The 17,583-nt window shown below is 70.8% G+C and carries 15 protein-coding genes; 10 read left to right on the forward strand and 5 right to left on the reverse strand.

Features of this window, described 5'->3' with window-relative positions; translation table 11 throughout:
* A partial coding sequence (locus DQW85_RS07245; RefSeq protein WP_162794802.1) for a TetR/AcrR family transcriptional regulator occupies positions 1 to 346 on the reverse strand: 346 nt, incomplete at its 3' end.
* 413 nt (positions 347 to 759) lie between these two features.
* Between DQW85_RS07245 and urtA the strand changes: the two genes are divergently transcribed.
* The 5 genes from urtA (at position 760) to urtE (ending at position 5,713) form a co-directional block, all read left to right on the forward strand.
* Positions 760 to 2,007, forward strand: a complete 1,248-nt coding sequence (gene urtA / locus DQW85_RS07250; protein ID WP_113699613.1) for an urea ABC transporter substrate-binding protein — start codon at positions 760 to 762, stop codon at positions 2,005 to 2,007.
* A gap of 70 nt (positions 2,008 to 2,077) precedes the next feature.
* Positions 2,078 to 2,977, forward strand: a complete 900-nt coding sequence (urtB, locus tag DQW85_RS07255) for an urea ABC transporter permease subunit UrtB (RefSeq protein ID WP_113699614.1) — start codon at positions 2,078 to 2,080, stop codon at positions 2,975 to 2,977.
* Positions 2,974 to 4,245 (forward strand): urea ABC transporter permease subunit UrtC, encoded by a 1,272-nt coding sequence (urtC, locus tag DQW85_RS07260; RefSeq protein ID WP_240196990.1) that lies wholly within the window; start codon positions 2,974 to 2,976, stop codon positions 4,243 to 4,245. Before urtB ends, urtC begins: the two co-directional genes overlap by 4 nt.
* Positions 4,242 to 5,021 carry an urea ABC transporter ATP-binding protein UrtD gene (urtD, locus tag DQW85_RS07265; protein ID WP_113699616.1) on the forward strand — a complete coding sequence of 260 codons (780 nt, stop codon included), beginning with the start codon at positions 4,242 to 4,244 and terminating at the stop codon, positions 5,019 to 5,021. The genes urtC and urtD overlap by 4 nt, the downstream gene beginning before the upstream one ends.
* Complete coding sequence (gene urtE, locus DQW85_RS07270) at positions 5,018 to 5,713, forward strand: urea ABC transporter ATP-binding subunit UrtE (RefSeq protein ID WP_338043360.1); 696 nt, start codon at positions 5,018 to 5,020, stop codon at positions 5,711 to 5,713. Before urtD ends, urtE begins: the two co-directional genes overlap by 4 nt.
* 20 nt (positions 5,714 to 5,733) lie before the next feature.
* Here urtE and DQW85_RS07275 read toward each other — a convergent pair whose 3' ends face one another.
* From DQW85_RS07275 to DQW85_RS07290, 4 genes are all read right to left on the reverse strand, one after another.
* Positions 5,734 to 6,375, reverse strand: coding sequence for a biliverdin-producing heme oxygenase (locus DQW85_RS07275; protein ID WP_113699617.1), 642 nt, complete (start codon positions 6,373 to 6,375; stop codon positions 5,734 to 5,736).
* Between the two features lie 315 nt (positions 6,376 to 6,690).
* Positions 6,691 to 8,049 (reverse strand): phenylacetate--CoA ligase family protein, encoded by a 1,359-nt coding sequence (locus DQW85_RS07280; protein ID WP_113699618.1) that lies wholly within the window; start codon positions 8,047 to 8,049, stop codon positions 6,691 to 6,693.
* Between the two features lie 817 nt (positions 8,050 to 8,866).
* A complete protein-coding gene (locus tag DQW85_RS07285) occupies positions 8,867 to 9,523 on the reverse strand; it encodes a response regulator (protein ID WP_240196991.1) in 657 nt (218 codons plus the stop codon).
* Between the two features lie 173 nt (positions 9,524 to 9,696).
* Positions 9,697 to 10,941, reverse strand: a complete 1,245-nt coding sequence (locus tag DQW85_RS07290) for a sensor histidine kinase (protein ID WP_162794803.1) — start codon at positions 10,939 to 10,941, stop codon at positions 9,697 to 9,699.
* Between the two features lie 167 nt (positions 10,942 to 11,108).
* Here DQW85_RS07290 and lon point away from each other — a divergent pair, with 167 nt between their 5' ends.
* From lon to DQW85_RS07315, 5 genes are all read left to right on the forward strand, one after another.
* A complete protein-coding gene (gene lon / locus DQW85_RS07295; RefSeq protein WP_113699621.1) occupies positions 11,109 to 13,493 on the forward strand; it encodes an endopeptidase La in 2,385 nt (794 codons plus the stop codon).
* Between the two features lie 120 nt (positions 13,494 to 13,613).
* Positions 13,614 to 14,741 carry a Fic family protein gene (locus DQW85_RS07300; protein WP_113699622.1) on the forward strand — a complete coding sequence of 376 codons (1,128 nt, stop codon included), beginning with the start codon at positions 13,614 to 13,616 and terminating at the stop codon, positions 14,739 to 14,741.
* A 318-nt stretch (positions 14,742 to 15,059) separates the two neighbouring features.
* A complete protein-coding gene (locus tag DQW85_RS07305; protein WP_113699623.1) occupies positions 15,060 to 16,010 on the forward strand; it encodes a methionine ABC transporter ATP-binding protein in 951 nt (316 codons plus the stop codon).
* 31 nt (positions 16,011 to 16,041) lie between these two features.
* On the forward strand, positions 16,042 to 16,698 hold the full coding sequence (locus DQW85_RS07310; protein WP_113699624.1) for a methionine ABC transporter permease: 657 nt from the start codon (positions 16,042 to 16,044) through the stop codon (positions 16,696 to 16,698).
* A 33-nt stretch (positions 16,699 to 16,731) separates the two neighbouring features.
* Positions 16,732 to 17,556: a MetQ/NlpA family ABC transporter substrate-binding protein gene (locus DQW85_RS07315; protein ID WP_113699625.1), complete on the forward strand. Its 825-nt coding sequence runs from the start codon at positions 16,732 to 16,734 to the stop codon at positions 17,554 to 17,556.
* Positions 17,557 to 17,583: the final 27 nt, after the last annotated feature.

Raw genomic sequence — 17,583 nt, forward strand, 5'->3', positions numbered from 1 at the left:
CGCCGAGGTCGGCCGGGCCCGGGTGCGGGTGCGCCAGCAGCCCGGCGAGCTGCAGCCGGACGAACGCGCGCAGCCGGTCGGCGGGGGAGGCGCCCGCGGGCAGCTCCCGCTCGTAGCTCTCGATGAAGTAGCTGGTGACCTGCTCGGTGAAGGCGAGCAGCAGCGCCGCCTTGTCCGGGTAGTAGTTGTAGAGGGCGGTCCGGGTGATGCCGGCCTCGTGCGCCACGTCGGTCATGGAGATGGCGTCGATCCCCTGCTCCCGCGACAGCCGCGAGACCGCCCGCAGGATGCGATCACGCGTCTGGGCACGGTGCTCGCCGATGGTGGCGGCGGAGATGCGGGGCATAGGCCCATGGTAGGCCGCGGCCCGTGACATGGGGTGACGCGGCGGGGTCGTACCGGCCCGATCCGGTCCTGATCCGCGCGTGGCTTTCATGTATTCGGCATGATTCGGCGGGCAGCACCCGGATACAGCTAATTAAGGGCCGTGAAACGCGGCGGTAATCGCCCTCACAGACGCTGGCTATGCCCGTCCAAGGGCGTGAACACCCGGTGATCGGCGTATTCAGGCCCGCTACCTCCCTATTCACGTGCCGCCCGGAGAGCGGGCACGGAAATCCACGGCATCCGACCCGAGGCGTCCCGCCAGGCCGCCGAAATCAGTTATTGCCCCGTGAGAAAAGCGACGGCGCCCGCGGCGCGCGGCCTCGTCGTCGGCTTTTCGTGTACGACGCCCCGGGAGGGGCGAAGGAGGTCTCCATGTTCCGGGTTCGCGGACACCGTACGGCGGCGACAGCGGCGGTCCTCACCGCCGCCCTGATGCTCGGCGCGTGCGGCAGGACGACCGGCCAGGGCGCCGCGCCCCAGGCCTCGGCCGACACGTCGGGCGCCACCGTCAAGATCGGCCTGCTCAACTCGCTCTCCGGCACCATGGCCATCAGCGAGGTCACCGTCAAGAACGCCCTCCTGCTCGCCGTCGAGGAGATCAACGCCGCGGGGGGCGTCCTCGGCAAGAAGATCGAGCCGATCAGCGAGGACGGCGCCTCGGACTGGCCCACGTTCGCCGAGAAGTCGCAGAAGCTCATCAGCCAGGACCGCGTCGCCGCCGTGTTCGGGTGCTGGACCTCCGCCAGCCGCAAGGCGGTCAAGCCGGTGTACGAGAAGAACAAGGCGCTGCTGTTCTACCCGGTGCAGTACGAGGGGCTGGAGCAGTCGCCGTACATCTACTACACCGGCGCCACCACCAACCAGCAGATCGTGCCCGCCCTGGACTACCTCAAGAGCAAGGGCAAGACCTCGCTGTACCTGGTGGGCAGCGACTACGTCTTCCCGCGCACCGCCAACAAGATCATCAAGGCGTACGCGGCGGCCAACGGCATGAAGATCCTCGGGGAGGAGTACGCGCCGCTGGGCTCCACCGAGTTCTCCACCATCACCAACAAGGTGAAGGCCTCGGGCGCGAGCGCGGTGTTCAACACCCTCAACGGCGACAGCAACGTGGCCTTCTTCAAGGAGTACAAGTCCGCCGGCCTCACCGCCGCGAAGATGCCGGTGCTGTCGGTGTCCATCGCCGAGGAGGAGGTCAAGAGCATCGGCACCCAGTACCTGGAGGGCCAGCTGACGGCCTGGAACTACTACCAGACGACTCCGGGCAAGGCCAACGAGACGTTCGTCAAGGCGTACAAGGCCAAGTACGGGCAGGACAAGCCGACCAGCGACCCCATGGAGGCCGCGTACGTGTCGGTCCACCTGTGGAAGGCGATGGTGGAGAAGGCGGGGTCGTTCGACGTCGAGAAGGTCAGGGCGGCGGGCGCGGGCGGCGGCATCACCTTCGACGCCCCCGAGGGCAAGGTCACGGTGGACGGCCCCACGCAGCACGTCTTCAAGACCGCCCGCATCGGCGAGGTGGGCCCCGACGGGCTGATCTCGGAGGTGTGGAACTCCGGCGAGCCGATCAAGCCCGACCCGTACCTCAAGGACTACGACTGGGCGAGCGGCCTGGCCTGACCCGCGGGCGGGGCGAGCCCTGCTCGCCCCGCCCCGGGCCGCGTCCCCCTACGACCCGGAGGTACGACCTGTGACGCTGGTCTTCAGCCAACTGTTCACCGGCATCAGCATCGGCGCGGTGCTGCTGCTCATCGCGCTGGGCCTGTCGCTCACCTTCGGCCAGATGAACGTCATCAACATGGCCCACGGCGAGTTCATCATGGCCGGCGCGTACACCGTGTACGTCCTGCAGCAGGTGATCAGCGGTGCCGGGGTGTCGCTGCTGGTCGCGCTGCCGGTGGCGTTCCTCGTCGCCGGGGCGATGGGCGTGGTGCTGGAGCGCCTGCTCATCCGCCGGCTCTACACCCGCAGGCTCGACACCCTGCTCGTCACCTGGGGCGTGTCGCTGCTGCTGCAGCAGCTCGCCCGCGACGTCTTCGGCGCGCCGAACGTGCAGACCCAGGCGCCGGAGCTCCTCACCGGCAGCGTGAAGATCCTCTCGACCGGCGCGGGCGACCTGGTCCTGGCCAACAGCCGGCTGTTCATCCTCGCCCTGGCGCTGCTGGCGGTCGCCGCGCTGACCCTGCTGCTGCGCGCGACGCCCCTGGGCCGCCGCGTCCGCGCCGTCGTCCAGAACCGCGATCTGGCCGCCGCCTCCGGCATCGCCACCGGCCGCGTGGACCGGGTGACCTTCTTCATCGGCTCCGGGCTCGCCGGCGTCGCCGGGGTCGCGCTGACCCTGGTGGGGCCGATCGGGCCGACCATGGGCACCAACATCATCATCGACGCCTTCCTCGTCGTCGTGGTCGGCGGCATCGGGCAGCTGAAGGGCACCGTGATCGTGGCCTTCGCCCTCGGCATGATGCAGTCGCTGGTGGAGTACTCCACCACCATCAGCGTCGCCAAGGTGCTGGTCTTCCTCGCCATCGTGGCGTTCCTGCAATGGCGGCCACAGGGCCTGTTCACGCTGCGCACCAGGAGCCTCGCGTGACCGGCCCCGGCACCGCGGCCGGGAGGGGCCGGTTCCGGCTCCGCGCCTCCCAGTCGCGGGCGCGCACGGCCGCCGGGTTCGGCCTCGCCGCCGTCGCGCTCTTCGCGGTGGCGCCGCTGGCGCTGGGCGACTTCCGGCTCAACCTGCTCGCCAAGTACCTGTGCATGGCGATCGTGGCCGTCGGCATCGGCCTGGCCTGGGGGCGCGGCGGGATGCTCGTCCTCGGCCAGGGCGTGTTCTTCGGCCTGGGCGGCTACGCCATGGCGATGCACCTCAAGCTCGCCGACGCCGGACCCGGCGACCTGCCCGACTTCATGCGGCTCTACGGCCAGGTGGAGCGGCTGCCGTGGTGGTGGGAACCGTTCACCAGCCCGGTGTTCGCGCTGGCCGCCGTGGTGCTGGTGCCCATGGCGCTGGCGTTCCTGCTCGGCTCGCTGGTCTTCCGGCGGCGGGTGCGGGGCGCGTACTTCGCCATCCTCTCCCAGGCGCTGGCCGCCGCCATGGCCATCTACCTGATCGGCGAGCAGGGCACCACCGGCGGCACGAACGGCCTCACCGACATCCAGGGCTTCTTCGGCTACGACCTCGCCGACCCCGCCAACCAGCGCGTGGTCTACTTCATCGTCGCCGCCTGCCTGCTGCTGATGCTGGCGGTCGCGCGGCAGCTCATGCTCAGCCGGTACGGCGAGCTGCTCGTCGCCACGCGGGACGCCGAGGAGCGGGTCCGCTTCCTCGGCTACGACCCGGCCCGGGTCAAGCTGGTCGCCTACGTCGTCGCCGCGGGGATGGCGGGCCTGGCCGGGGCGCTGTTCGTGCCGGCCGTGGGCATCATCTCGCCCGCGCTGATCGGGGTCGTGCCGTCCATCGAGTTCGTCATCGGGGTCGCGCTCGGCGGCCGGGCGACGCTGGTGGGGCCCGCGCTCGGCGCGGTCGGGCTGGCGTGGGCGAAGACGGCCCTGTCGGAGCAGTTCCCGGCGGGGTGGACGTACTTCGAGGGGCTGCTGTTCGTCCTGGTGGTGGCCTTCCTGCCGGGCGGCCTGGGTTCCGTGGCCGGCCTCGTCCGCCGCCGCCGCGCCGTACCCGCCGGGGCGCCTGAGGCGCCTGAGGCGCCGCCCGGAGTACGGCCTGGCGGGCCGCCTGAAGTGCCGTCATTCCTCGACCCGCGCGCCGCGAGCTCGTCCCCCTTGGAGGGGACCGTGGACGGGGCCGTGGACGGGGCCTTGGAAGCCCCGGCGCCCGGCGAGCCCACGAGGGAGGTCGCCCCATGAGCGGAGAGAGTGGCGCCGGGCTGCTGATCCGCGACCTCAGGGTGGTCTTCGACGGGTTCGCCGCCGTGGACGGCGTGGACATCGACGTGCCGCCCGGTGACGTGCGCTTCATCATCGGACCCAACGGCGCCGGGAAGACCACGCTCGTGGACGCCGTCACGGGCCTGGTGAAGGCTACGGGTTCGGCCTCGTTCGGCGGCCGGGAGCTGCTGGGCCGGAAGGTCCACCACATCGCCCGGCTCGGCATCGGCCGCACGTTCCAGACCGCGACCGTGTTCGAGGAGCTCACCGTGCTGCAGAACCTCGACATCGCCGCCGGAACGGGCCGCGGTCCGCTGACCATGCTGCGCAGGCGTTCCGGCGTCCCGCCCGTCGTGGCGGAGGCGATGGAGGCGATCGGCCTGACCGGGGAGCGCGACAAGCCCGCGGGCGCGCTCGCCCACGGCCGGAAGCAGTGGCTGGAGATCGGCATGCTGCTGGTGCAGGACGCCAGACTGCTGCTGCTCGACGAACCCGTGGCCGGGATGAGCCAGGACGAGCGCGAGGCGACGGGGGAGCTGCTCGGGCTGCTCAGCAGGGAACGCACCGTCGTGGTCATCGAGCACGACATGGACTTCCTGCGCCGCTTCGCCCGTACCGTCACCGTGATGCACGCCGGCCGCAAGCTGAGCGAGGGCACCGTCGCCGAGGTGCAGGCGGACCCGAAGGTCCAGGAGGTCTACCTGGGGCACGCGCCCACCGCGCCGGACCGTCCGGGCGGCAGGGAAGGGACATGATGCTGGAGTTCGACGGGATCGACCTCGGCTACGGCCGCAGCATCGTGCTGCACGGCCTGTCGCTCGCCGTGCGGGAGGGCGGCGTCACCGCCGTGCTCGGCCACAACGGAGCCGGCAAGAGCACGCTGCTGCGGGCCGCCATCGGCCTGCTCACCCCGCGCCGGGGCGCCATCCGGCTGACCGGCGAGGACATCACCGGCCTGGCACCGCATCAGCGGGTGGCGCGCGGGATGGCCTACGTGCCGCAGGGCCAGCAGTGCTTCCCGCACCTGACCACGGCGGAGAACCTCCAGCTCATCGCCGACGGCCGCCGCAACGGCAGGACGGCCATGGCGGAGGCGCTCGACCTGTTCCCCGCGCTGACCGGGCTGATGGGCCGCCGCGCGGGCCTGCTGTCCGGCGGGCAGCGCCAGCAGCTCGCCATCGCCCGCGCGCTGATCACCGAGCCCCGGCTCCTGCTGCTCGACGAGCCCACCGAGGGCATCCAGCCGTCGGTGGTCGCCGAGATCGAGCGGACGATCCTGGACCTGGCGGGCAGGGAAGGGATGTCGGTGCTGCTGGTGGAGCAGCACGTCGGCTTCGCGGTGAAGGCGGCTCAGCGCTACTACGTCCTGGAGGCGGGGAAGGTGACCTCGTCCGGCGTCGGCGGCGAACAGGCCGAGACCGCCGTCCGCCGAGCCCTCACCGTGTGACCGCCGGCCCTCGCCTGGATTCAGGCGGCGGCCCGCACCACGTGCAGCAGCTCGGCCAGCACCTCGGTGTTGAGCTGGTAGGCCAGCTTGACCTCGCGGATGATCCGCTGCTGCTCGCGCTCGTCCAGCACCAGAGCGTCCAGCCGGGCCCGATATTCGTTCTTGAACCTGGGCAGGCTCCCCACCTCGTCGAACAGGTAGAAGTCGACGCCGCCGCCCTTCTGGTAGCCGTAGATCCGCTGCAGCTCCATCCGGATGAACTGCCCGCCCGACAGGTCGCCCATGTAACGCGTGTAGTGGTGGGCTATGTAGCCGCCGGGCCAGTCGGACACCTGGTGGATCCTCGCGACCAGGGTCCGGGTCGCCTTCGAGGGGGTGATCCGGTCACGCCACGCCGGACCGAAGACGGTGGCCAGGTCGCGCTCCAGAGCGCGCTCCCGGTAGAGCTCCGGAAAGACGAACCGCCCCGCCACCGGATGCTCGGCCAGCACCCTTGAGGCGCCGTCGAGCGCCAGGTAGGCGAAGTAGTGCTGGGCGACCATCTCGCCGTACTCGGACGAGCTCAACCGGCCATTCATCAGCTCCTTGAGGTAGCTCTCCTCCTCGGCCGACTCGTGGTCGCTCCAGGTGGCGTTCTTCAAGGTCTCGGAGAACGACGTCACACTTCACCCCATCGCGTACGACAGTTTCATGACGCAGTGTCACAAACCCGCCGGGGAGGCGTCAAGTGCATGACGACACCGTGTCGTTAAACTTTGCGTCACAACGCCGCGTCGCCCAAGTGGCGCTGTGGCCCGGTCTCGCACCCTGCTGACCTCCTCGCGCCACGCCCCCACCGGCCCCCGGGCCCTCCCCGAGGAGGCGCGGGGGCACAGGCGGGCAGGGCACACATGGGCGGAGCGCGCGCAGGCGCAGGAGGCAGCGACCCCTGGAGCGGCGGAGAGGTGTCGGCGTCGTGGTGCGGGCGCCGGGGGCGGTCAGCGGGTGTAGCGGTGTTTGGCCCCCGGTGGGAAGTAGGCCGGGTCGCCGCTCTCCCTCAACCGGATCAGCGGCGCCTGCCGCGAGCCCGGCACGTAGTGCGCGAACTCGCTGTTGAGCCGGAGCAACTGCGCCAGGATCGAGTCGGCGACCGCGTGGGCGGTCCCCTCCGACGGTCGCTCCCCGGGCATCAGCTCCACGGTCACCACCAGATGCCGGTCGCGCCGGGAGTTCTCCACCACCTCCATCACGAACTTCCCCGTCACCAGCGAGCTGACCGGGGGCTGCGCCAGCCCGACCGCGATGTTCTCCGGGTAGACGTTCGCCCCGTAGTAGGACACGGTGAACTGGCTGCGGCCGAAGACGTACACGAACGGGCGGCGCGGCCCGGCGTGGGACGGCTCGAAGCCGTGCCGCCCGACGAAGTCCAGCATCCTGTCGTACGGCACCACCCCGCCTTCGTCGGCGATGTGGTAGCGCACCAGCGGGACGCCGTTGTCGCCGGAGAAGAGCAGCGTGCCCTCGTGCTCCTCGAAGAAGCGCACCTCGGGGTCGTACTGCACGAGCGTCGGCAGGCGCGACTCGCCGAACAGCTCCCTGGCCGTCTCCGGGCGTTCGGCGAGGAAGCGGCGGATCTCGACCGACAGTGGAGTCTCGTTGCCCAGCACGCCCGCGTCGGCCGTGCCGTACAGGGAGGCGATGCCGCGCACCGGGTCGGCGATCCCGGCCCGGTCGGCCACGAGCGTGCGCCACTCCTCGCTGAACACCTCGCCCGCCGTGACGAGCTTGAGGTCCCACCGCGACCACGGCAGGCCCATGTCGATGACGTCCTTGAGGAACGGCGGGTAGCCGAGCAGCACCACCTGGTCGAAGTGGGGGGCCAGTTCGGGGACGACCCGCAGGATCTCGCGCTTGTCGCTGCCCGGCGCCACCACCGTGATGGGGTAGCCGCGTTCGGCCAGCTGGCGGCAGCAGTTGACGGTGAACAGGCCGCCCACCCAGGTGCCGAGCGCGAAGCAGACCACGGCCAGCGTCCGGCGCGAACGGGCGTCGAAGCAGTCCCTGAACACCTCCTCGAACCGTTCGGCGATCACTCGTTCGTCGGAGAGCGAGCGCGGCCAGAACGACGGCTCGCCCGTCGAGCCGGAGGACACCGCGATCATGTCGCCGATCACGCCGTCACGGCACAGCCGCGGAAGGGGATGGCGGCGGGTGTAGGTCTCCTTGGTGGTCATCGGCAACCGTACGAAGTCCTGAAATGTCGTGACCTGCGCGGGGTCGATGCCGTGCTCCCCGAGGAACGCCCGGTATGCGGGCACGGAGGCGGCCACCTGGTGGAAGAGCGCGATCGGATCCATTCTCCAGACGGTAGAGGGAGATGGTCGTCCGCGCACTCGGGTGATGAACGCCTCAAATCCGGAGCGCTGGGGATACGGCAGGACAATGGCCTGCCATCAATGTTGCGCCTGAGGCTGAATTGATCTGAGATTGATTCACGAGTACGCGAGCGAGGCGCTGTTGATGTTATGTACAGTTCGGTCCGGCGGGGCCTTACCTGCCCGCCGTCCTGAACGCGAACCGGATTCCGGTTCGCGTTCGAGGCTTATTCGGGAAACGGTCCCATGGCCGGTTTCCGGTAGGGTCTCTCTGCTTCTCCCGAAAGAGGAGCGGGAGGCCCGTTATGCGTATATATGACAAACCCATAACGTTGGTGGGACGAGGGGGCGGTGACATCCTGATTGCGCCAGGAGTCGTCCCCCTCGTCCCGTCGACGCCCCGTCGCGTACAACTGAGGCATACGACATGACTCAACACCAATTCCCCATGTTCGTCATCCCGAATGAGGCAGGTGCTTCCGCGGCCGAGAATTGCTACCCAGAGTATCTGCTCGGTCACCCAAACGGGGCCCGAACTCCCTCACCGGAGCCCGACAGGGCCACCGACAGTGTCAACCCCAACGTCCCCGGCAGCGTCGCCGACGATCCAGCCGAGTAGGCGGCCCTGGAGCGCGCGCGGCCTGGCTGGACGCGCCGTCGGCGGTGGCCTGGAAGACGCGGGCCGGGTAACCGTGCTCGGAGTGCGGCTTCGCCGTCACCGTGGTCGTCTGGCTGAGCCTGCCCAGGGTGGTGGCCGCCTGGGCGGAGTTCAGGCAGGGGACCGGCTGGCCGGGGACCGTCAGTCGCCCGGCCGCACCAGGCCGGTCTCGTAGGCGTAGACGATCGCCTGGGCCCGGTCGCGCAGACCGAGCTTCATCAGCACCCGCCCCACGTGCGTCTTGACCGTCTGCTCGGAGACCACCAGCCGCCCGGCGATCTCCTGGTTGGACAGGGCCTGCGCGACCAGGGACAGCACCTCCGTCTCCCGCTCCGTCAGCTCGGCCAGCCGCCTGGCCGTCGGTGCGCGGGGACCACCGAGCCGGGCGAACTCGTGGATCAGCCGCTTGGTGACCGCCGGAGCGATCAGCGCCTCACCGGCGGCGACCACCCGCACCGCATCGGCGAGCTGGGCGGCCGAGGCGTCCTTGAGCAGGAACCCGCTCGCTCCCGCCCGCAGCGCCTCGTAGACGTAGTCGTCGAGGTCGAACGTGGTGAGGACGAGCACCCTCGGACCGCCGCCCTCGGCCAGCAACCGCCTGGTGGCCGTCAGCCCGTCCATCACCGGCATCCGCACGTCCATCAGCACCACGTCGGGGCCGAGCTCGGCGGCCCGCTCGATCGCCTGCGCCCCGTCGGCCGCCTCGCCCACGACCTCGATGTCGGGCTGAGCGCTCAGGAACACCGTGAACCCGGTGCGCACCATGCCCTGGTCATCGGCGATCAACACCCTGATCACGCCGCCCCCCTCTCCTGATCGCCTCACCCGCGTCCCCGCCTCACCCGCGTCCCAGCCTCCCGTGATGCCCGTGCCGTCGCGACGCCCGTGCCCCCGCGACGCGCCCGCCGCCCCCGCTGCCCGGCGCCCGGCCGGGAGCTGGGAGCGATCCGCTGGGTGGTCGGCCCGGGCGGTCATGGGGGGTCTTCCGCGGCTGTGATCGGCAGGGTTGCCGTCACCTTGAACCCGCCTCCATCGACCGGCCTCGCCTCCAGGTCGCCCCCGAGCAGGGCCGCTCGTTCGCGCATGCCGACGAGCCCCTGGCCGGCCCCTGGGGCGCCGCTGGGCGAGGTGCCCGGGCTGTTGGCGACGCGCACCCGTACGCGGTCGTCCTCGCACGTGATGTCGAGCGCGACCATGGCGCCGGGCGCGTGGCGCATCGCGTTGCTGAGAGACTCCTGCACGATCCGGTACGCCGACAGGCCCACCGCGGGCGGCAGCCGGTCGAGGGAGCCGGACCGCCGCACCGTGACGGCGAGCCCGGCGGCGCGGGCGTTGGCGACCAGCTCGCCGACCCGGTCGAGGCCGGGCTGCGGGGCGGTGTCGGTGCGACCGTCCTGGTCGCGCAGCACGCCGAGCACCTGGCGGAGCTCCGAGATCGCCTCCAGCGACAGCGTGCGGATCTCAGCCAGCCCCGCCTCCAGCCGGGCGGGATCGCCCGCCGCCTTCAGCGGCACCGCCTCGGCCTGGATCGCGATCACGGACATGTGGTGGGCGACGATGTCGTGCAGCTCGCGTGCGATGCGGGCGCGCTCCTCGAGGACGGCCTGGGCGCGGACGGCGAACTTGGCGCGTTTCTCTTCCTCGACCAGCCGGGAGGTGGCGTTGCGGCGCACGCGCACGTTGTAGCCGAACAGGACGGCCACGGACACGACCACCGCGCCGAGCGGCATGCCGGGCGGGTGGACGATCAACATGGCGACGACCGTGATGACCCACACGGCGAACGTGATCTGCCGGTCGCAGCGCACGGCCACCGAATAGAGCACCAGTAAGTACACCAGCATGGCGGCGAGCGCGTAGGGCTCCGCGTCAGCCGCGGCCACGTAGTAGAACGCGGGCAGCGGCACCACGGTCGTCCGCCAGGCGGCGAGCGGCCACCTGTCGCGCAGCGCCACGGGGAGCGCGACCGCCAGGCTGGCGAGGACGCCCCACCCCGATCCGCCCAGCGCGACCCACCACAGGCTCTGCGACTCCATCAACAGCACCCAGGCCAGCACAGCCTCGGCGACCCGCACCAGGTCGACCCGCGCGAAGGGCAGCATCCGGGCCAACCGCCGCGGCACCGCCGGGGCGAGCCGCCGCGACCGGGCCGGCGGGGGATCGGCCACGCCCCGGAAGAGCGCCAGCGCGAAGGGGCGCACCGCTGCCGAGATCACCCGGACAGCTTACGAGGCGGGGCGGGTGGGCGACATCGGACTCAGGTCGTCGTACTCAGGTATTGCTTACACGATTACGCTCGCTCTGAGCGAACATCCACAAGGAAGGGAACATTCGGACGCTCTGATGACTTGAGTCTGGATAACTCAACCCTTGGGAGTTCGCAATGAGTGAGAGCTTGATCCTCCCGGTCCTGCCGCTGGACGACGCAGTCGTCCTGCCGGGCATGGTGGTTCCGCTGGACCTGTCCGACTCCGAGGTGCGGGCGGCGATCGACGCGGCCGAGTCGTCGAGCCGCGCATCAGGCCTCAACAAGCCGCAGGTGCTCCTCGTTCCCCGGATCGACGGCCGCTACGGCGCGGTCGGTGTGCAGGCCGTCGTGGAGCAGGTCGGGAGGCTGCCCGGTGGCGAGCCGGCCGCCGTCGTGCGCGGCGTCAACCGCGTGCGCGTGGGCACCGGCACCACAGGTCCGGGCGCCGCACTGTGGGTGGAGGCCATCACGGTCGACCCCGTCGCCGCGGGTGAGCGCGCCCAGGAGCTGGCCAAGGAGTACAAGGGCCTGGCCACCACGATCTTGCAGAAGCGCGGCGCCTGGCAGGTGGTCGACCAGGTCAACCAGATCGACGACCCCTCGGTGCTCGCCGACAGCTCCGGCTACACCCCCTGGCTGACCACGGCCCAGAAGGTCGAGCTGCTCGAGGCCGCCGACCCTGCCGACCGGCTGGCCAAGCTGGTCGAGTGGTCCCGTGAGCACCTCGCCGAGCTCGACGTCGCCGAGACGATCCGCAAGGACGTCCAGGAGGGCATGGAGAAGCAGCAGCGGGAGTTCCTGCTGCGCCAGCAGCTCGCCGCCGTACGCAAGGAGCTCAAGGAGCTCAACGGCGACTCGGCCGAGACCGAGGAGGAGGACTACCGCGCCCGCGTGGAGGCCGCCGACCTGCCGGAGAAGGTACGTGAGGCGGCGCTCAAGGAGGTCGACAAGCTGGAGCGGACCTCCGACCAGTCCCCCGAGACCGGCTGGATCCGCACCTGGCTCGACACGGTCCTCGACATCCCGTGGAACGAGCGCACCGACGACAACTACGACATCGCCGGGGCGCGGGCCGTGCTCGACGCCGACCACACCGGGCTCGACGACGTCAAGGACCGCATCATCGAGCACCTGGCCGTCCGCAAGCGCCGCCAGGACAAGGGGCTCGGCGTGGTGGGCGGCCGCCGCGGCGGCGCCGTGCTGGCCCTCGCCGGCCCTCCCGGGGTCGGCAAGACCTCCCTCGGCGAGTCCGTGGCCCACGCGATGGGGCGCAAGTTCGTCCGGGTCGCGCTCGGCGGCGTCCGCGACGAGGCGGAGATCCGCGGCCACCGGCGCACCTACGTCGGCGCCCTGCCCGGCCGGATCGTCCGCGCCATCCGCGAGGCCGGCTCGATGAACCCCGTCGTGCTGCTGGACGAGGTCGACAAGGTCGGCGCCGACTACCGGGGCGACCCCACGGCGGCGCTGCTGGAAGTGCTCGACCCGGCCCAGAACCACACCTTCCGCGACCACTACCTCGAGGTCGAGCTCGACCTGAGCGACGTGCTCTTCCTGGCCACGGCCAACGTCCTGGAGGCCATCCCGGGCCCGCTGCTCGACCGCATGGAGGTGGTCACGCTCGACGGCTACACCGAGGACGAGAAGGTCGCCATCGCCCGCGACCACCTGCTGCCCAGGCAGCTCGAACTGGCGGGCCTCACCTCCGAAGACGTCACCGTCGAGGACGCCGCGCTGCGCAGGCTGGCCGCCGAGTACACCCGCGAGGCCGGGGTCCGGTCGCTGGAGCGCTCGGTCGCCCGCGTCCTGCGCAAGGTGGCGGCGCGTGAGATCGGCGCGGACGACCTGCCCGTGACGGTGGGCGCCGACGACCTGGTCGGCTATCTCGGCCGTCCCAGGTTCGTGCCGGAGTCGTCGCTGCCCGAGTCCAGGCAGCGCACCTCGGTGCCGGGCGTGGCGACGGGCCTGGCGGTCACCGGCGCCGGAGGCGACGTGCTGTACGTGGAGGCGTCGCTGGCCGACCCGGAGACCGGCGAGACCGGCCTGACGCTGACCGGCCAGCTCGGCGACGTCATGAAGGAGTCGGCCAGGATCGCCCTGTCCTACCTCCGCTCGCACGGCGCCGAGCTGGAGCTGCCGGTCACCGCGCTGAAGGACCGCTCGGTCCACGTCCACTTCCCGGCGGGCGCGGTGCCGAAGGACGGCCCCTCGGCCGGCGTGACGCTGACGACGGCGCTGGCCTCGCTCTTGTCGGGCCGTCAGGTCCGCGGCGACGTGGCCATGACCGGCGAGATCTCGCTCACCGGCCGGGTCCTGCCGATCGGCGGGGTCAAGCAGAAGCTGCTGGCGGCCCACCGGGCGGGCATCACCACGGTGCTCATCCCGGCCCGCAACGAGCCGGACCTGGACGACGTGCCGGCGGAGGTGCGTGACGAGCTGACCATCCACACGGTCGGCGACGTGCGCGAGGTGCTCGACATCGCCCTCACCGCGGCGAAGGTCCCCTCCACCGCCGCCGCCTGATCACCTCACACCGCTCCGCTCCGCCCCGCCACCAGGCGGGGCGGAGCCTTTTGTGGCCTTATAGATGGACAAATCATTCACCGTTTTGACCGGATGATTCGTTCATGCTTCTCTGGGCGCGTGCTGTACGCCACCCCCCGGCTCGACCCCCTTGACCAGGCTGTCATGGCGGAGATCGACGAGATGCGCCGCGACCTGAAGTACCGGCTGGCCGAGCCCCACCGCTGGGACAGGCAGCTCGGCAGGCAGCTCCAAGCCCGCGCGATTCAGGGATCCAATGCGATCGAGGGCTACCGCGCGGGCGTCGAGGACATCGAGTCGATCATGGCGGGGGAGGAACCATTGGAGACGTCCAGCTCCGTGGCCCGCGAGATCGCCGGTTACCAGCAGGCGCTTACCTACATCCAGTTCCTCTCGCGGGCTCCGGCCTTCCGCTATGAGGTGGCGTTGCTCAACGCGCTCAACTTCATGATGATCGGCCACCACCGCGACAAGACGCCAGGTGTGGTGCGGCCGGGCGGGATCTATGTGCGTAATGCCGCGACCGGTGAAGTCGTCTACGAGGGGCCGGACGCTGAAGAGGTGCCTGGGCTGATGTCCGAGCTCGTCGAATGGCTCAACGACGGTGACCCCGACATGCCGAGCTATGTGCGCGGCGCGATGGCCCACTTCAACCTCGTCGCCATCCATCCATGGCGCGACGGCAACGGCCGGATGTCCCGCGCACTGCAGACCCTGGTCCTCGGCCGGGACCAGATCCTGACCCCGGAGTTCTGCTCCATCGAGGAGTGGCTCGGCCTGGGGGAGAACACCGTCGACTACTACCGAGCCCTTCGGGAGGTTCAGGGCGGAACCTGGCGACCTCATGGCGACACGCTGTCCTGGGTGCGGTTCTGCCTGCGCGCGCACCACCTGCAGGCCCAGCGGGTGCGCCTGCGGCTGGCCGAGGCGGGCGAGATCTGGATGCTGCTGGAGAAGCAGGTCGACGACGACGGGCTGAACGTCCGGTCCGTGTCGGCGCTCTACGAGGTCTTCGTCAACCGCCGGCTGCGCCGCAGCCGCTACCAGGCCGAGGAGGGGCTCAGCCAGGGGCAGGCCGCCCGCGATCTGCGGGAGCTGGCCGCCAGGGGCTGGCTCAGGCCGTACGGCGAGACCAAGGGCCGGTTCTACGCCCCCGGCCCGCGCATGGCCGAGATCAAGGCGGACTTCGCCGAGCGGGCCACCCCGCTCCGTGATCCATATCACTAACCCGACCGGGAATGCCGGGATATCGCGGCGTCGTTGGCACCGTCGTGAACGAGGCATACGTGACCGAGCACCCGAAAGCCCGCGAAGGCGGCGTGCGGTGTCACCTGCGTATGGGGCGAATGCGCGCCACGGGCTGTCAGGCCCGCTAAGGAAACCCCTGCCCGTTCCTCCCCGATAGGTCCCCCATGATTTCCCCCGGTTTCGTGCTGCGCAGGCTGAGCCACCTGCCCTTCCACCCCGGCACCCGCTGAAACCCCTCTCGCTTCCGGTGATGTCGGTCTCAGCGGCGCGTGCCGCTCTCAGTGGTGGGGATATTTCGTGATCAAGGTGTCCGGCCTGCGCAAGCTGTACGGTGACACGGTCGCGCTCGACGGCGTAGACCTGCACGTACGCGAAGGCGAGATCCACGGCGTGCTCGGCCGGAGCGGCGCCGGCAAGAGCACGCTCCTGCGCTGCGTCAACCTGCTCGAACGGCCGACCGAAGGCACGGTCACCGTCGCCGGGCAGGAGCTGACCGCGCTCCCGGGCCGGGAGCTGAACCTCGCCCGCCGCCGCATCGGCATGATCCACCAGCACTTCGCCCTGCTCTCCTCGCGGACGGTCGCCGGCAACGTGGCGTTCCCGCTGGAGGTCATGGGCGTTCCCCGGGCCGAACGGCGACGCCGGGTGGCCGAGCTGCTCGACCTGGTCGGCCTCGGCGGCCGGGGCGGCGACCACCCGCACCAGCTCTCCGGCGGCCAGAAGCAGCGCGTCGGCATCGCGCGGGCGCTCGCCGGCGACCCGGCCGTGCTGCTGTCCGACGAGGCCACCTCGGCGCTCGACCCGGCGACCACCCGTTCCATCCTCGACCTGCTCAAGCGGCTCAACGCGGAGCTCGGCCTGACGATCCTGCTGATCACCCACGAGATGAACGTGGTCAAGAGCGTCTGCGACTCGGTCGCCATCATGGCCGCCGGCCGTGTCGAGGAGTCGGGCCGGATCGCCGACCTCATCCGGACGCCCGGCTCACGCCTGACGAAGGAGATCTTCCCGCTGCCCGACCCCGCGCCGCCCGGCTCGGTCACGCTCACCTTCACCGGCGACCCGCAGCGTCCGCTCGTGTCGGAGGTGGCGCGCAAGTTCGACGTCGAGATCAGCATTCTCGGCGGCTCCGTGGAGGAGCTGCCCGGGGGGTCCGCCGGCCGCCTGCGTGTCGCCGTCTCCGGCGAGACCGGCCCAGCCCTGGCCTACCTGCGCGAGCGCGGGTTGCTGGTGGAGGTGGCCTCGTGAGCCGTGGCCGCGACGGATCGGAGGAGGGCCGATGACCTGGGACGAGATGGCGCCGCTGCTGTGGGAGGCCGCCGGGCAGACCGCGCAGATGGTGGGCTGGTCCACCCTGTTCACCGTGCTGTTCGGGCTGCCGCTCGGCGTGGCGCTCGTGGTGTTCGACCGGGGCGGGCTGCTGCCGCTTCCGGCGCTGAAGGCCGTTCTGGGCGTCGTGGTGAACGTGGGCAGGTCGCTGCCGTTCATCGTGCTGATGATCGCGATCATCCCGTTCACCCGCCTGGTCGTCGGCACGACGCTCGGGACCGCCGCCGTGGTCGTCCCGCTCACCGTCGGCGCGGTGCCGTTCTTCGCGCGGCTCGTCGAGGCCGCGCTGCGCGAGGTCGGCGCCGACGTGGTGCAGGCCGCGCAGGCGATGGGCGCGAGCCGCACCACGATCGTCGGCAAGGTGCTGCTGCCCGAGGCGCTCCCCGGGCTGGTGGCGGGGCTGACCGTCACCGTCGTGGCGCTCATCGGCTACTCGGCGATGGCGGGGACCGTGGGCGGCGGAGGACTGGGCGACCTGGCCGTCAGGTACGGCTACCAGCGGTTCGAGACCCTGCTCATGATCGTGACAGTCGTGGTCCTGGTCGTGATCGTGCAGCTCATCCAGAGCCTGGGCGACGTGGTCGCCCGGCGTCTGGCGCGCAAGTAAGCCTCTGGCAAATCCACTAACCAAGGAAAAATCATGAAATTTCGGAGCATTGTAGGCGCTGCCGTCCTGTCACTGTCGCTGGCCGCATGCGGCGCGTCGCAGCCCGTGACCTCGGGGCCCGCCGAGTCCGCCGACACCGTGCTGCAGGTCGGGGCGACCCCGGTGCCGCACGCCGAGATCCTCACCTTCGTCAAGGACAACCTGGCCCCGGCCGCCGGGCTGAAGCTGGAGATCGTGGAGTTCACCGACTACGTGCAGCCGAACGTGCAGCTCGGCGAGGGCCGGTTGACCGCCAACTTCTTCCAGCACAAGCCCTACCTGGACGACTTCAACGCCTCCAAGGGGACCCGGCTCAGCTTCGTCACGCCGGTGCACCTGGAGCCGCTCGGCCTGTACTCCAGGAAGGTGACGGCCCTGTCGGCGCTGCCCGGCGGCGCCACCGTGGCCGTGCCCAACGACGCCACGAACCTGGGCCGCTCGCTCAAGCTGCTCGCCGACAACGGCCTTGTCACGCTGAAGGCGGGCGCGGGCACCGCGGCCACCGAGCGCGACGTGACCGGCAACCCGAAGCGGCTCGTCTTCAAGCCGCTGGAGGCCGCGCAGCTCCCGCGCTCGCTCGACGACGTGGACGCCGCGGTGATCAACGGCAACTACGCCATCGAGGCCGGGCTCAAGCCCGCCTCACAGGCGCTGGTGCTGGAGAAGGCCGACGGCAACCCGTACGCCAACGGGCTCGTCGTGGCGGCCGGGCACGAGAAGGACGCGGGCATCGTGACGCTCGGCAAGCTCCTCCAGGATCCCAAGGTCAAGGACTTCATCAAGCAGAAGTACGCGGGCTCCGTGATCGCGGCCGGATGACCCGGCCAGGCCCCCGGTCCGGTTCCC

This window comes from Nonomuraea lactucae, assembly GCF_003313395.1.
GTDB classification, from domain to species: Bacteria; Actinomycetota; Actinomycetes; order Streptosporangiales; family Streptosporangiaceae; genus Nonomuraea; species Nonomuraea lactucae.

Coding starts and splice junctions, on each gene's coding strand:
- DQW85_RS07315 (WP_113699625.1), top strand. CDS start 16,732: ATGAAATTTCGGAGCATTGTAGGCGCTGCCGTCCTGTCACTGTCGCTG.
- urtE (WP_338043360.1), top strand. CDS start 5,018: ATGATGCTGGAGTTCGACGGGATCGACCTCGGCTACGGCCGCAGCATC.
- urtD (WP_113699616.1), top strand. CDS start 4,242: ATGAGCGGAGAGAGTGGCGCCGGGCTGCTGATCCGCGACCTCAGGGTG.
- lon (WP_113699621.1), top strand. CDS start 11,109: ATGAGTGAGAGCTTGATCCTCCCGGTCCTGCCGCTGGACGACGCAGTC.
- DQW85_RS07310 (WP_113699624.1), top strand. CDS start 16,042: ATGACCTGGGACGAGATGGCGCCGCTGCTGTGGGAGGCCGCCGGGCAG.
- urtA (WP_113699613.1), top strand. CDS start 760: ATGTTCCGGGTTCGCGGACACCGTACGGCGGCGACAGCGGCGGTCCTC.
- DQW85_RS07280 (WP_113699618.1), bottom strand. CDS start 8,049: ATGGATCCGATCGCGCTCTTCCACCAGGTGGCCGCCTCCGTGCCCGCA.